The sequence below is a fragment of the Actinoplanes sp. NPDC026623 genome (assembly GCF_040638275.1).
Taxonomy (GTDB): Bacteria; Actinomycetota; Actinomycetes; order Mycobacteriales; family Micromonosporaceae; genus Actinoplanes.
On record NZ_JBEZXZ010000226.1, the window covers coordinates 1 to 13,820 of the forward strand.

Genomic DNA, 13,820 nt, shown 5'->3' on the forward strand with positions numbered 1-13,820 from the left:
GCTTGACCAAAACCGCCGCCCCCCGTTTGGGCACCGTAACCCCCCGTCGGTGGGCGCCGCATCCGCGGCACCACCGGACGTCCTCATTGCCGGGCCCGGCCTCGGATGACCTGCGCGACGGGCGATCCACAGCGGACCCGAACGGCAAGATCAGACAGGCGTGCAATGTGGCCGGCAGGGTGCCCTGTGCTAGGGCGGGTCGCGCGTGGCCTCAAGGCCGGCTACAGCTTCGCGATCAACACGAAGAAGTACGGCGCGAAGTTCCGCGTTCAGCCCCACGCCTACGACCGCGTCGGCACCGCTACGCGCACCTGGCACCGCCGACCCCCGGGACCCGCGTTCGCGATGTATGAATAGGCCTTGTGGACGGCGATCGCGAACCGGACCGGGTGGCCGGCTCCCGTGCGGGCGGGCCGAGTCGAGTCGTGCCCGACAGCCGCGGGTTCGTCGAGGCCACCGAGCCGTTCCGGCGTGAGCTGTTCGCGCACTGCTACCGCATGCTCGGCTCGATCCAGGACGCGGAGGACGTGGTCCAGGAGACGTACCTGCGGGCCTGGCGGTCCTATGGCGGGTTCGAGGGGCGCTCCTCGGTGCGCACCTGGCTCTACCAGATCGCGACCAACCGCTGCCTGACCGAGCTGGGCAGGCAGAGCCGCCGGATGCTCCCGTCCGGCCTCGGCGACCCGGAATCGGATCCCGACGCGGCCCTGCGGGAGGCCGGTGCCGACGTGAGCTGGCTGCAGCCGGCGCCGGACGCGGTGGTACTGCCGGACTCGGCCGATCCCGCGGCCATCGTCGCGGCGCGGGAGGCGGTGCGGCTGGCGCTGGTCGCCGGCCTGCACCACCTTCCGCCGCGGCAGCGGGCGGTGCTGATCCTGCGCGACGTGCTGGCGTTCCCCGCCGGCGACGTCGCGGCCATGCTCGGCACCACGACGCCGTCGGTCAAGAGCGCGCTGCAGCGCGCCCGGGCACGGCTGGAGGAACTCGCCCTGACCGTCGGTGAGATCACCGAGCCGGCCGCGCCACGCGCTCGCGAGCTTCTCGATCGGTACATCGCGGCGTTCGAGAACGCCGACGCCGCCGCGCTGGAACGGCTCCTGCTGGCGGACGCCACCCTGGAGGCGACGCCGCTGCGCACCTGGTTCGCCGGCCGCGCTGTCTGCGTACCTTTCCTGCGGCGCCATCTGCTGGGTTCACCCGGCGATTGGCGCATGCTGGCCACCAGCGCCAACGGGCAGCCGGCCGCCGCGGCGTACACCCGCGACGGGCACGGCGGCCATCGGGCGTACGGGATCTGCGTGCTGACCGTCACCGGCGCGGGCATCCGCCGGATCTCCTCCTTCGGCGACCCGGGCCTGGTCGCCACGTTCGGGTTCGGGCCGCGCCTGACGAGCGATTCCTTTGCCGGTCCCGCCGGGTCTTCCTGGGTGTAGGTCATCACCCAGCCGAAGGAAACCGATCCTCATGAGCATCTCCACCATGCGCGCCCTGCGGCAGACGTCCCTGAACGGCCCGCGGGACCTGCGATTGATCACCGACGCTCCCGTGCCGGTGCCGGGCCCCGGCGAGGTCCTGATCCGGGTGACCGCCGCCGGGGTCAACTTCGTCGACATCCAGCAGGCCACCGGCGCGTTCCCCGGCGGCCCGCGGCCGCCGTACCTGGCGGGCGTCGAGGGCGCGGGCGAGGTCGTGTCCGCCGGCGAGGGGGTGACCGGCCTGGAGCCCGGCGCCCACGTCATCGGCGCCGCGGTCGCCGGCGGCGCGTTCGCCGAGTACCTGGTGCTGCCGGCGGCCTCGGCGGTCCGGGTGCCGGCGGGGTGGGCCGACGAGCAGGCCCTGGGCCTGGTCGTGAGCTGGCCGACCGCGCTGGCCGCGCTCAGGCCGCTGGGCCACGTCACCGCCGGGCAGACCGTCCTGATCCAGGCCGCGGCCGGCGCGACCGGCCAGGCCGCGCTCAGGATGGCCCGGCACTACGGCGCCACGGTCATCGCCGCGGCCTCCCCGGGCAAGCACGACCTGCTACGGGAGCTGGGCGCCGACCACGTCGTCGACTCCCGTGGCGCCGATCTCGCCGGCGAGGTCATGCGGCTGACCGGCGGCGCGGGCGCCGACCTGGTGCTGGAGTCGGCCGGCGGCGCCGCCCTGGACGCCGGCCTGGCCGCGGCAAAACGGGTCACCGGCCGGGTCGTCGTCTACGGCCTGGCCGGCGGGGAAGCCGCGATCACCAACTGGGACCTGGTCTACCGGCACCAGGTTCACCTCATCGGCCTCAACATCGGCACCCTGATCCAGGCCACGCCGTCGGTCTTCGCCGAGGTGATGGGTGAGCTGTTCGGCCTCATTGCGGCCGGAGTGCTCGCCCCGGGCCGGCCCACGACGTACCCGCTCGCCGACGGCCCGAAGGCACTGACCGAACTGGCGGCGCGGGCCACCGTCGGCAAGCTGGCTTTGCTGCCCTGACGACCGGGCCGGGCGCTACCCGGAGGTAGGGGCGCGGCCCGACCGGCGCAGCAGCCAGCCGGCGATCGGGATCACGATCAGCGTGCCGATGATCGCGCTCAGGATCCCGCCCCAGTCGAAGATGTCGTCGTCGCCGATGCCGAATCCGAGGGTGAAGATGATGTAACCGACAAGCGCGCCGGCCAGGCCGAGCCCCACCGAGACCAGCCACGACACCGGTCCGCTCATCTTGCGGAAGACGTCGCCCGGCATGAGCACTCTCGCGATGACGCCGGCGACGAAGCCGAGTAGCAAAGCTCCGATCATCTGTTCAGCCTGGTCCCTGTCCGCCCCGTCGGCATCATCCGCGACGGGTGATCCGGGCTTCCCGGCCCGGCAGCGCGGTGCGCACGGCGACGAACGCCGCGCAGGCTGCGTATCGACCCGTCGTCCCACGCGGCCGAGACGATGAGCACGAGGCCGTCGCGGGAGGCCTGGAGGTCGGGCTCGTCGACCCCGGTGACCTCCCACCCGTGCGCGGGCAGGCTGTCGCGCAGCGCGGTGAATCGCGCGTGGAAATCCCCGCCGGCCGGGCGGGCGGTGACCTGCACGAACCCGGCGTTGTAGTCGTCGCCGCCGAGGAACCAGCCGGCGCTCCCGGCCGGGTCCTCGTAGGCGAACAGGACATCGCTGCGTTCGGTTTTCGACACCGGCAGGTCCGGAGCGAGTTGCGAGACCATCGCGCGGGCCTGCGCGTCGGTGGGCAGCGGACCGGCGTCTCGCCAGCCGAGCCAGGAACCGGCGGCGGCCCCGGCGGCGGCGAACGCGAACGCGGCGAGGGCCGCGACGACGCCGGCCCGTCGGCCGTCGGGGCGCAGTGCCGCCAACCAGCTCCTGGTCATTGCCCACCCGTATTCCCCCGGCCGGGCTACGCCGCCCGACGTAGCCGCTGCGCGACACCCTACGTCGCGGGCCGTACCCGGGCGGCCGCCCGCGGGCCGATGCTGTCATCCACCGCGCGGCGGCAGGATGCGGGTATGACGTTTCGATTCGGAGTGGTGGCAGGGCTGGCGCGGACCGGCGCCGAATGGGTCGCCACCGCGCGCCGGGCGGAGGAACTCGGCTACGACACCCTGCTGGTCCCGGACACGCTGCACACGCTGTCGCCGTTCCCCGCGCTCGCCGCCGCCGCGGCGAGCACCAGCACCCTGCGGGTCGGCACCTACGTGCTCAGCGCGCCGAACCGGTCGCCGGGCCTGGTCGCCTGGGAGACGCGCAGCCTGCAACTGCTCAGCGGCGGCCGGTTCGAGCTGGGGATCGGCGGCGGGCGGCCGGGCGCCGAGCGGGACGCGGAGGCGCTGGGCGGCGACTTCGGCACGCCCGGCGAGCGGCTGCGGCGGGTCGCGGACACGATTCGCGCGGTCCGGGAGGGCGGCGACGCGCCGCCGATCCTGGTCGCGGCGAGCAGGCCCGGCATGCTCCGGCTCGCCGCCGAGCAGGCCGACATCGTCGCGCTCGGCCTGCCGCCCCAGTCGTCCGAGGACGAGCTGACCGCGATGGTCGCGCTGCTCGGCGACCGGGCGGGCACGGTGGAACTGCACGTCAACGTGGCGGCGGTGGCCGAGACGGCCGACGACATCCCCGAGTGGCTGTCCCGCATGGTCGGCGGCGACCCGCGCGAGATGGCCCGGGCCGGCGGCATCGCCTTCCTGCTCGGCGGGCCCGCCGAGATCGCCGAGAAGCTGCTTCGCCGCCGGGCCGAGCTGGGCATCTCCTACATCGGGGTCAGCGGCCTGTTCATGGAGCAGTTCGCGCCCGTGATCAGCCTGCTGCGACCCTAGGCGCCGAACCACCTGGCCAGCGCGATCTCGAGCGTCCGCTGGTCCTCGCCCACCCACGCGACGTGCCCGTCCGGGCGGAGCAGCACCCCCGGCACGTCCAGCTCGTCGCCGACGTCGGCCACCCGGTCGACCCGGTCGGCCCAGCCGTACGCCGAAAGCCGCCCCGTCCGGTCGAGCAGCAGCCCGCGGCCGGTGCGCATCAGCTCGAACAGCCGCCCCTGCTTCAGCCGCACGTCGCGCAGCCGCCGCCCGAGCAGGGCGTGGCCCGTACCGAGGTCGTAGCGGACGCCGATCGCCGTGGTCTTCTCGGTCAGGAACCGGTTGACGTCGTCGAAGTCCATCAGCCGCGCCAGCAACCGCCGGACCGCCCGCGGCCCGGGCTCGTCGGTCGTCAGCAGCATCTGCGCGCGGGTGTTGTTCAGCACGTCGGCGGCGACCGGATGCCGCTCGGACTCGTAGCTGTCCAGCAGGTCGTCCGGCGCCCGGCCGGCGATGGCCGCCGCCAGCTTCCAGCCCAGGTTGAACGAGTCCTGGATCCCGAGGTTGAGCCCCTGCCCGCCCATCGGCGGGTGCACGTGCGCGGCGTCACCGGCCAGGAACACCCGCCCGACCCGGTAGCGCTCGGCCTGGCGGGTCGCGTCGCCGAAGCGGGACAGCCAGCGGGGCGAATGCACGCCGAAGTCCGTGCCCGCGTACGCGCGCAGTTGCCGCTTGAACTCCTCGAACGTCGGCGGCACCGAGCGGTCCTCGGCGACGCCCCGGGCCGGTACGACCACGCGGAGCACCCCCGGCCTGCCCGACGGCCCGAGCCCGAACCGCTTCTCGGTCCTGCGTACCTCGGTCATCACCTCGGTGATGTGGTCCGGGGCGGCCGTCGCCTCCATCTCGCCGAGCAGCGTGTCGATCGTCGACGGCTCGCCGGGGAAGCCGACCCCGAGCAGCCTGCGAACCGTGCTGCGCCCGCCGTCGCAGCCGACGACGAAGCGCGCCCGCAACGGCGTCGCGTCGTCGTCGAGGCGGACGGTCACGCCGTCGTCGTCCTGCTCCAGCCCGGTCACCGCACGTCCGCGCCGGATCTCGGCGCCGGCCCCGGCCGCGTGCTCGGCGAGCAGCCGGTCGGTGAGCGTCTGCGGAATGCCGAGCACGTATCCGTGCGCGGTGTCCAGGCCGGTGGGCGCGGGCTTGTCGATGCCCGCGAAGGATCCCCGGATCGGGCGCCGCCTGCCGTGCTCGAGGAACCGCTCCAGCAGCCCGCGCTGATCCATGACCTCGATGCTGCGCACGTGCAGGCCGAGCGACCGGACGAACGGCGGCGGCTCGGCGTCCCTCTCCAGCACGAGCACGTCGACGCCGCGCAGGCGCAACTCGATCGCCAGCATCATGCCGGTGGGCCCGCCGCCGGCGATGATCACATCGAGCATGCGTCCCCCGTGGTGTGCCGGTTCCCGCGGCACCGGGGCGCCGCGGGCCGGTCGTGCGGCGCGGTCAGCTGAAGCTGAGGCTATAGCTGTTGGTGGTGAAGGAGGACTGGCCGGCGGTGCCGGAGATCTCGTAGCCGAACTGGAACTGGCCCAGGGTCACGTCGCCCCACCAGTTGTTGGTGCGCAGCCAGTTCAGCATGGCGAGCACGTTCAGCGTGCCGGAGTTGCTGTTCGAGGTGCGCACGAACGAGTAGACCGCGTTGGCGCCGTTCGAGCCGCGGTAGATGTTCCAGGTGGCGCCGCCGACGCTGACGTTCGCGGCGGTCGGCACCGCGCCGTTCGCGTCGTACGTCTCCGCGATCGGACCCACCGCGCCCTGCTTGTTGGTCCAGATCATGATCTCGTACGCGTTGTTGTTGGCCCAGATGTCGTACGCGGACTCGTAGTCCCCGCCGGCCGGCACCGTCACGTTGTATGAGCTGTTGAGCGTGCCCAGCGAGCTCAGCGTGCGGTTGAGGGTGTAGCTCACGTTCGGGTAGGACTTGATGCCGCTGGTGCGCGGGTGGTTGGCGACCACGCCCCAGTTGCTCGTGGACCTCGCCCAGGTGGTCTGGGTGCCGGCGCCCGAGCCCCAGATGTTGTTGTAGATCGTGTAGCCGTTGCTGGTCCAGTTGTCCCACTGTCCGGAGCCGACCCAGACCGCGTCCGACGGCACGCCGCTGGTCGGCGGGGGCGTCGTCGGGGAGGTGGTCGGCGATGTGGTCGGCGGCGTCGTCGGGCCGGTGGTCGGCGCCACGACACCCGTGCAGGCGGTTCCGTTCAGGGTGAACGCGGTGGGCGAGGCGTTGCTGCCGGTCGACGAGCCGTTGAAGCCGAACGACACGGTTCCGTTGCTGGCGACCGAGCCGTTGTAGCCGGCGTTCTTGGCGGTGACCGTCGAGCCGCTCTGGGTGAGCGCGGTGTTCCACGCCTGGGTGACCGTCTGGCCGGACGAATAGGACCAGACCAGCGACCAGGAGGTGAGCGCGTCGCCCAGGTTGGTGATGGTGACGTTCGCCCCGAAGCCGCCCGGCCACGAACTGCTCACCGTGTAGGCGACCCGGCAGCCGGCGGCGGCGGACGCGGGCGGTGCGGTGAGGACGCCCGCTCCCGCGGTGGCGACCGCCGCGGCGGCCACGGTGAGCGCGATCTTGCTCCTTCTCATGTGCTTCCCATCTCGAGGGAGGGCACCGCGCGAGGTCATCGAAGCGCTTCGACGGTGGGGCGAGCCGTCGATGAACGTCTATGCGGTATTGGTCGAATGCTAAGACCCGGCGGCCCGCTGAGCAACGGAGCCCGGAAAACCGCATCGACACCGGTCAGCGCCGGCCCGTGCGCCGGCGGCCACCGGGCACCCTGCGCGCAATCCGGATCGGCCGTCGCGCACACTCTCCGGATGGAAAATGTGATGGTGGTCGGCGCGGGCGCCGCCGGTCTCGCGGTGGCGGCCCAGCTCAAGGCGCGTGGCGTCGACTGCGTCGTGGTCGAGCGCGGCCCCGGCGTGGCCACCAGCTGGCGCGGCCGGTACGACCGGCTACGCCTGCACACCACCCGCCGCCTGTCCGGTCTGCCCGGATTCCCCATCCCCCGCGAGTACGGCCGCTGGGTCCGGCGCGACGACCTGGTGCGCTACCTGGAGGCGTACGCGGAGCGCTTCGGCATCGAGGTGCGGACCGGGGTGACCGTCGAGCGGGTCAAGCCCGGCGCCGACGGCTGGTCGCTGCGGCTCGCTGACGGCTCGGAGCAGCCGGCGCGGACCCTGGTCGTCGCGACCGGCTACCTCCACACGCCCGCGGTGCCGCAGTGGCCCGGCATGCAGTCGTGGACGGGCACGGTGACGCACTCGGCGCAGTACCGCAACGCGGAGCCCTTCCGCGGAAAGAACGTCCTCGTGGTCGGCCCCGGCAACAGCGGCGCCGAGATCGCCACGGACCTGGCCGAGGGCGGCGCCGCATCGGTGAGCCTCGCGATCCGCACCCCGCCGCACATCGTGCGCCGGGAGACGGCCGGCTGGCCGGCGCAGATGAACGGCGTCCTGCTGGGCCGCCTGCCGGAGCGGGCCTTCAACGCGATCGCCGCCGCGATGGCCCGGGTGGAGATGCCGGACCTGCGCCCGTACGGCATCGACCGGCCGGCGCAGGGGCTGAAGACCCGGCTGCGCACCCAGCGCTACGTGCCGCTGCAGGACGTCGGCATCGTCCGGGACGTCGTGTCCGGGCGGGTCCGCCCGGTCGCCGCCGTGCGGGGCTTCACCGAAACGTCGGTGCTGCTGGCGGACGGCACGAGCCTGCAGCCGGACGCGGTCATCGCGGCCACCGGCTACGAGACCGGCCTGCGCGAACTGTTCGAGGACGCGTCGCTGTTCGACGAGACCGGCGTTCCCCTGGTGCACGGGGGTGCGCCGGCCCGTCCGGGCCTGTACTTCACGGGGTACGACGTCACGCTGGGCGGGATGCTCCGCCAGGCGGCGATGGAGTCGCGCGTCGTGGCCAGAACCATCGTCGTGACCGGTCAGCGGTGAAGAACCTGTGAATCCTCAATAGACGCTTGTCATGGCCGGGCCCGTTCTGCAAGGTTCATAGAGCAACACCAATCGCTCTATGAACGGGGAGAAAGATGCAGAATCGAACCATTGGGCGCACTCTGTCCATCGCCGCCCTCGCCCTCGCGGGCGGGCTGGCGGTGCCGGCCGCCGCGCACGCCACCGCCTCCGACTGCCACAGCCAGCGCTGGAACGGCTCCGGCGACCTGGACGGCTGGCAGGCGAAGTGTGACACGCAGTCCAACCCCGGCAAGGACCTCTACCGCGCGGTGGCGACCTGCTCGCGCGACACCAACCCCAGCGTCAAGGTGACCGTGTACGGCCCGTGGGTCGGCGGCGTGGCGTCCGGCTGGTCGATCGCGCGCTGCGCGGCCAACTACTCCGTCGTCAGCGGCACGGTCAAGACCGGCTCGCGCTAAAACACCCGGGTACGCGCACCCGTCGCGGGTGCGCGTACCCATACAAGCATCGATCGTGGCGGATACCTGTCGTCTCCCGTTACCTGAGCGTTCAATCTGCGGTTCCCGTCTGTGTAGTGCACCTTCCTAGGTTCATCGAGGGGCACGAAAGAAGGAATCATGGAGCGAATCCTCGCCGTCCGGGCTCGCGGGATCACGAAGTGTTTCGGCGATGTCGTCGCGCTCGACGGCGTCGACCTGGATGTGGCGCAGGGGCAGATCCACGGCCTGGTCGGGCCGAACGGCGCCGGCAAGACGACGCTGCTCGGCCTCCTGCTGGGCCTGGCCGTCGCGGACGGCGGCCGCCTCGAGATTCTGGGTACGCCGGTGCGGCGGGCCCTCGACGCCTCCGGCGGCGTCGCCGGATTCGTGGACGGGCCCGGCCTTTACCCCTCGCTCACCGCCCGGCAGAACCTCGCAGCGCTGGCCGCGCTCCGCGACCCCGGCCCGCGTACGGGAATCGACGACGCGCTCGAGCAGGTCGGGCTCGCCGACGTCGCCGACGACCGGACTCACGGCTTCTCCCTCGGCATGCGTCAGCGGCTCGGGCTCGCCGCCGCGCTGCTCACCAGGCCCCGGCTGCTCGTGCTCGACGAGCCCTCCAACGGTCTCGACCCGACCGGCAAGCGGCACGTGCACGGCGTCCTCGCCCGGCTGGCGGCGGACGGCACCAGCTTGGTGCTGTCGAGCCACCGCATGGACGACGTCGAGGCGCTGTGCTCCGAGGTCACCATCCTCGCCACCGGGCGGGTCGTCTTCTCCGGCCCGCTGAGCAAACTGGCCGCCGAGAACCGGGACCTCGACTACCGGGTGGTCACCGCCGACCCGGAGTCCGCCCGCCGGGTGGCCGCCGACACGGCCGGTCTTCGCGTCGTCGACGGGGTCCGCGACGACACCGGGGTGCTCGTCGTGCGCGGGCAGGTGGCCGCCCTCGACGACCTGGTGGTGCGGCTCGTGCACGCGGGGGTCGCGATCCGCGAGTTCGCGCCCGTGGTGTCGCCGCTCGAGGCCGCGTTCCTGGCGCTCACCGAGCAGGAGGCCGGCCGGTGACCGCGACCATCGACCGCGCCCACGCTGCGGCCCGGCGCGGCCCGGTGGCCCGCGCCTACCGCTTCGAGCTGGTCAAGCTGGTCTCGCAGTGGCGGATCCGCCTGCTGGCGCTCGCCTGCTGGATCGCACCGGCGCTCTTCGTCGCCGCGGTGAGCCGGCAGAGCACGCTTCCCGTCGACACCCTCTTCGGCCGGTGGATGCACGCCACCGGCTGGGCCGGGTCGCTGGTGATGCTCGGCTTCGCGGGCACCTGGGCGCTCCCGCTGCTGATGTCGCTGGTGGCCGGCGACGTGTTCGCGGCAGAGGACCGGCTCGGCACCTGGCGCCACCTGCTCGTCGCGGTCCGGTCTCCGCGCCGGATCTTCGCGGCGAAGACGCTGGCCAGCCTGACGGTGATCCTGCTGCTGGTGGCCGGGTTGGCCGTCTCCAGCGCCGCCGGCGGGATCCTGGCGGTCGGCAACCAGCCGCTGGTCGGCCTCGACGGGCACCTGCTGGCGGCGCCGGACGCCGCCGGCCGGGTCCTGCTCGCCTGGGTCTGCGTGCTCGCACCGACCCTGGCCCTGGCCGGGATCGGGCTGCTCGGATCCGTCGCGCTGGTGCGGTCGCCGATGGGGCTGCTGCTGCCGGTGCTGCTCGCGCTGGCCCTGCAGCTCGCCCAGATGCTGCCGCTGCCCGTAGCCGTGCGCCTCGCCCTGCCCGGCTACACCTTCATCGCCTGGACCGGGCTGTTCACCAGCCCGGCGCAGCCCGGCCCGCTCCTGATCGGCATCGCGGTCAGCGTGGTATGGGCCGCGACCGCGACAGCACTGGCCTACCTGCTCTTTCTGCGGCGCGACTTCACCAACCCGGCGCATGACGGCCCGGGACGCCGCGCGGTGACCCTCGGGGTCCTGCCGCTCGCCGCCCTGGTCGCCGCGACGGTCGCGGTCGTCGCGGCGGCCGGCGCCACCGGCCCCGGCATCGAGCAGGACAAGGTGCAGCGCTCGGTCGCCACGGCCTTCTCCCACCTATACCGCCTGCAGACCGCGCAGCTGAACCGCCCCGACGTCACCGAGGCTCAGCTTGCGGCCACCGCGGCGTGCAACAAGGGGGGTGGGCGGCTCGACGCACGGGGACCGGGCAACGACTGGCGTTGCGTCGTGACCTGGCATCTGCCCGGCATCGAGGCCGCGGGGACGGCCGTCTACCAGCTCGACATCACCCCGGACGGGCGCTTCATGGCCGACGGCGACGGACCCAAGGAAGTGAACGGCTACTTCCTGGTGCGGACTCCGACCGGCGACGCGCCGAATCCACTCTGGCAGTTCGACGGCAACGTCGCGCTGCTCCCGGCAGCGCCGAAGGGATGAACCCATGCAGGTAAAACGCCGCCGCAGGCCCATCGCGAAGGACCGTTACGGCCTTCGGCGCATCGGCCGCCGGACCACCCTCCTCACCGCCGCCACCACCGCGGTCGTCCTGGCCGCCGGCGCCGGGATCGCGTTCGGGCAGACCTACCAGTTCGGCACCGACAGGGTCGGCCAGACCACCCACCGGGGCCTGGTCGTCTCCGCCGACCAGTACCTGGACCCGATCGGCTCCCGCCTCGTCATCGACAATGGCAAGATCATGTCCTCGGCGGTCAGCCCGGACGGCACCCACCTCGCCGCCGCGGTCACCGACGGCGGGATGGCCCTCGCCATCGTGGACCTGAAGACCTGGAAGGTGCAGCAGCTTGTCGGCAACAACGCGGCGGCGGACCTGCGCATCGGCGGCAACGACGTGGGCCAGGAGGGCCCGGCCTACTCGCCCGACGGCACGCAGCTGTGGCTGAGCCAGGCGGACGGCTACCGCAGGTTCACCGTACGGCCGGACGGCACCCTGGCCGACCCGGCCTTCGTCGCGATCCCGAAGGACGGCCCCAGGCGCGCCCTGGTGGCCCAGGCACTGTTCGCACCCGACGGCGCCACCGCGTACGCCGCGGTCAACGGCCAGAACCGGGTGGTCGCCATCGACGCGGCGACCGGAACCATCAAGCAGAGCTGGGCCGTCGGCAACGCCCCGCGTGACCTGGTCGCGGTGGGGAGCCGGCTGTACGTCAGCAACGAGGGCGGGCGCCCGGCGCGGCCCGGGGACACCACGATCAACTCCTACAACACCCAGGTGCCGGCCGACCCGGTGACCGCCGCCACCACCACCGGCACGGTCAGCGTCATCGACCTGGCGGACCCGGCGGCCCCGGTCGCCGGCATCGACGTCGGCCTGCACCCGACCGCCCTGTACGCCAAGGGCCGGGCGGTGTTCGTCACCAACACCGCGACCAACGACGTCTCCGTCATCGATACCACCGACGACACCGTCGTACAGACCATCGCCACCCAGCCGTGGCCGGAGGCGTCGGTGGGCTACGAACCCGACGCGGTGACGCTCACCCGCGACGGACACCTGCTGGTGACGCTGGGCCGCGCCAACGCGATCGCCGTGTACCGGTACACGACCCCGCAGGAGCCGGTCAGCTACGTCGGCCTGCTGCCGACCGACTACTTCCCCGCGGAGATCGCCACCGTCGGCGACGACGTGCTGGTCTCCAACACCCGGGGCATCGACGCCCGCCGCACCATCGCCGGCACCGGGCACGGCACCCACGACACGACGTCGAGCCTGCAGCGGTTCAGGCTGCCGAGCGACCGGGTGATCAGGTCCGGCACCGGCGCGGTCTTCCGCCAGAACGGCTGGTACCCCGGTTCCGTCGTGCTCGCCAAGGGCAGGGGCCGCGCGCGGCCGGTGCCGGTGCCGCTGCGGCTGGGTGACCCGTCGACGATCAAGCACGTCTTCCTGATCGTCAAGGAGAACCGGACCTACGACCAGGTCTTCGGCGACGACGCGCGCGGCGACGGCGACCCGGCGCTGGCGGAGTTCGGCGAGAACGTGACGCCGAACCAGCACGCGCTGGCACGCCAGTTCGGGCTGTACGACAACACCTACGACATCGGCACGAACTCCGCCGAGGGCCACAACTGGCTGATGCAGGCCGACGACCCGGAATACACCGAGTCCTCGGCCGGCGAGTACATCCGCAGCTACGACACCGAGGACGACGCGCTCGGCCACCAGCGAACCGGCTTCATCTGGACCGGCGCGCAGGCCGCCGGCAAGACCGTGCGGGACTTCGGCGAGTTCCACCAGTTCCTGACCAAGCCGGCCGGTGCCACCTGGCAGAACCTCTACTGCGACACCAGGGACATGGCCGCGACCGGGCGGGACACCGCGTACCCGATGATCTCGTCGTCGCCGATCCCGTCGCTCAACCAGGTGTCGGTTCCCGGCTTCCCGAAGTACGACACCAGCGTCCCGGACATCTATCGGTACGAGATCTGGAAGCGCGACTTCGAGAAGAACGGCCCGGCGAACCTGAACATGTTCTGGCTCTCCAGCGACCACACCGGCGGCCCGCCGAACGCGGCAGCCCAGGTCGCGGACAACGACCTCGCGGTGGGCAGGATGGTCGACACGATCTCGCACAGCCGGTACTGGAAGGACTCGGCGATCTTCGTCGTCGAGGACGACTCCCAGGCCGGCCTCGATCACATCGACGGCCACCGTGCGCCGATCCAGATCATCAGCCCCTGGGCCCGGCACGGCGTCGTCGACAGCCGCTACTACTCCCAGATCACGATGATCCGGACCATCGAGCAGATCCTCGGGATCCACCCGATGAACCAGAAGGACAGCGCGGCCAGCCCGATGCGCGCGGCGTTCGCACCGAGGGCCGACCGCACGCCCTTCCGGTCGCTGCCGAACCGGACCTCGCTGACCCTGGGCCTGGCGACCCAGCCGGCCTGCGGCCCGGACGAACCGGCGCCGCCGGCCCCCCCCGCGGCCGGGGCGCCCGCGGCCGCGGGGGGGGCGGGCCAGGCCGTCGGCCAGGGGGGGGGGGGTGGGGTTGGGGGGTTTGGGGGGGTAGGTTTTGGGGGAGCGGGCGGTTTTGTTTTTGGTGCTACGGATGTTGGGATTCGCGGTGGTGGCCGCGGGGGGGGGTTTTGCCCAACCG

The 13,820-nt window shown here is 72.6% G+C and carries 12 protein-coding genes; 8 read left to right on the plus strand and 4 right to left on the minus strand.

Annotation, left to right across the window (positions count from 1 at the left end; all coding sequences use genetic code 11):
- The first annotated feature begins 425 nt into the window (after positions 1 to 425).
- Together AB0F10_RS38895 and AB0F10_RS38900 are read left to right on the plus strand one after the other, a co-directional pair.
- On the plus strand, positions 426 to 1,433 hold the full coding sequence (locus tag AB0F10_RS38895) for an RNA polymerase subunit sigma-70 (protein WP_360637402.1): 1,008 nt from the start codon (positions 426 to 428) through the stop codon (positions 1,431 to 1,433).
- Between the two features lie 31 nt (positions 1,434 to 1,464).
- Positions 1,465 to 2,460, plus strand: a complete 996-nt coding sequence (locus AB0F10_RS38900; protein WP_360637404.1) for a zinc-binding dehydrogenase — start codon at positions 1,465 to 1,467, stop codon at positions 2,458 to 2,460.
- A gap of 15 nt (positions 2,461 to 2,475) precedes the next feature.
- Here the strand turns inward: AB0F10_RS38900 and AB0F10_RS38905 are convergent, their stop codons facing one another.
- Both AB0F10_RS38905 and AB0F10_RS38910 read right to left on the minus strand, forming a co-directional pair.
- Entirely contained in the window at positions 2,476 to 2,766 is a 291-nt protein-coding gene (locus AB0F10_RS38905; protein ID WP_360637406.1) for a GlsB/YeaQ/YmgE family stress response membrane protein, read from the minus strand.
- Entirely contained in the window at positions 2,763 to 3,341 is a 579-nt protein-coding gene (locus tag AB0F10_RS38910; protein ID WP_360637408.1) for a hypothetical protein, read from the minus strand. The genes AB0F10_RS38905 and AB0F10_RS38910 overlap by 4 nt, the downstream gene beginning before the upstream one ends.
- A gap of 135 nt (positions 3,342 to 3,476) precedes the next feature.
- Between AB0F10_RS38910 and AB0F10_RS38915 the strand changes: the two genes are divergently transcribed.
- Complete coding sequence (locus tag AB0F10_RS38915) at positions 3,477 to 4,280, plus strand: LLM class flavin-dependent oxidoreductase (RefSeq protein ID WP_360637410.1); 804 nt, start codon at positions 3,477 to 3,479, stop codon at positions 4,278 to 4,280.
- Here the strand turns inward: AB0F10_RS38915 and rox are convergent.
- Positions 4,277 to 5,701, minus strand: a complete 1,425-nt coding sequence (rox, locus tag AB0F10_RS38920) for a rifampin monooxygenase (protein WP_360637412.1) — start codon at positions 5,699 to 5,701, stop codon at positions 4,277 to 4,279. The two genes, AB0F10_RS38915 and rox, sit on opposite strands and share 4 nt — an antisense overlap.
- Positions 5,702 to 5,765: 64 nt before the next feature.
- Positions 5,766 to 6,905, minus strand: coding sequence for a cellulose binding domain-containing protein (locus tag AB0F10_RS38925; RefSeq protein ID WP_360637415.1), 1,140 nt, complete (start codon positions 6,903 to 6,905; stop codon positions 5,766 to 5,768).
- 231 nt (positions 6,906 to 7,136) lie between these two features.
- Here AB0F10_RS38925 and AB0F10_RS38930 point away from each other — a divergent pair, with 231 nt between their 5' ends.
- The 5 genes from AB0F10_RS38930 to AB0F10_RS38950 form a co-directional block, all read left to right on the plus strand.
- Positions 7,137 to 8,261 carry an NAD(P)/FAD-dependent oxidoreductase gene (locus AB0F10_RS38930; RefSeq protein ID WP_360637418.1) on the plus strand — a complete coding sequence of 375 codons (1,125 nt, stop codon included), beginning with the start codon at positions 7,137 to 7,139 and terminating at the stop codon, positions 8,259 to 8,261.
- Positions 8,262 to 8,356: 95 nt separating this feature from the next.
- Positions 8,357 to 8,701 (plus strand): hypothetical protein, encoded by a 345-nt coding sequence (locus AB0F10_RS38935; protein WP_360637421.1) that lies wholly within the window; start codon positions 8,357 to 8,359, stop codon positions 8,699 to 8,701.
- Between the two features lie 159 nt (positions 8,702 to 8,860).
- Entirely contained in the window at positions 8,861 to 9,790 is a 930-nt protein-coding gene (locus AB0F10_RS38940; RefSeq protein ID WP_360637424.1) for an ABC transporter ATP-binding protein, read from the plus strand.
- Positions 9,787 to 11,139, plus strand: a complete 1,353-nt coding sequence (locus AB0F10_RS38945) for an ABC transporter permease (protein WP_360637427.1) — start codon at positions 9,787 to 9,789, stop codon at positions 11,137 to 11,139. Before AB0F10_RS38940 ends, AB0F10_RS38945 begins: the two co-directional genes overlap by 4 nt.
- 4 nt (positions 11,140 to 11,143) lie before the next feature.
- A partial coding sequence (locus AB0F10_RS38950) for a bifunctional YncE family protein/alkaline phosphatase family protein (RefSeq protein ID WP_360637430.1) occupies positions 11,144 to 13,820 on the plus strand: 2,677 nt, incomplete at its 3' end.

Coding starts and splice junctions, on each gene's coding strand:
- AB0F10_RS38940 (WP_360637424.1), top strand. CDS start 8,861: ATGGAGCGAATCCTCGCCGTCCGGGCTCGCGGGATCACGAAGTGTTTC.
- AB0F10_RS38930 (WP_360637418.1), top strand. CDS start 7,137: ATGGAAAATGTGATGGTGGTCGGCGCGGGCGCCGCCGGTCTCGCGGTG.
- AB0F10_RS38900 (WP_360637404.1), top strand. CDS start 1,465: ATGAGCATCTCCACCATGCGCGCCCTGCGGCAGACGTCCCTGAACGGC.
- AB0F10_RS38935 (WP_360637421.1), top strand. CDS start 8,357: ATGCAGAATCGAACCATTGGGCGCACTCTGTCCATCGCCGCCCTCGCC.
- AB0F10_RS38910 (WP_360637408.1), bottom strand. CDS start 3,341: ATGACCAGGAGCTGGTTGGCGGCACTGCGCCCCGACGGCCGACGGGCC.
- rox (WP_360637412.1), bottom strand. CDS start 5,701: ATGCTCGATGTGATCATCGCCGGCGGCGGGCCCACCGGCATGATGCTG.
- AB0F10_RS38915 (WP_360637410.1), top strand. CDS start 3,477: ATGACGTTTCGATTCGGAGTGGTGGCAGGGCTGGCGCGGACCGGCGCC.
- AB0F10_RS38925 (WP_360637415.1), bottom strand. CDS start 6,905: ATGAGAAGGAGCAAGATCGCGCTCACCGTGGCCGCCGCGGCGGTCGCC.
- AB0F10_RS38905 (WP_360637406.1), bottom strand. CDS start 2,766: ATGATCGGAGCTTTGCTACTCGGCTTCGTCGCCGGCGTCATCGCGAGA.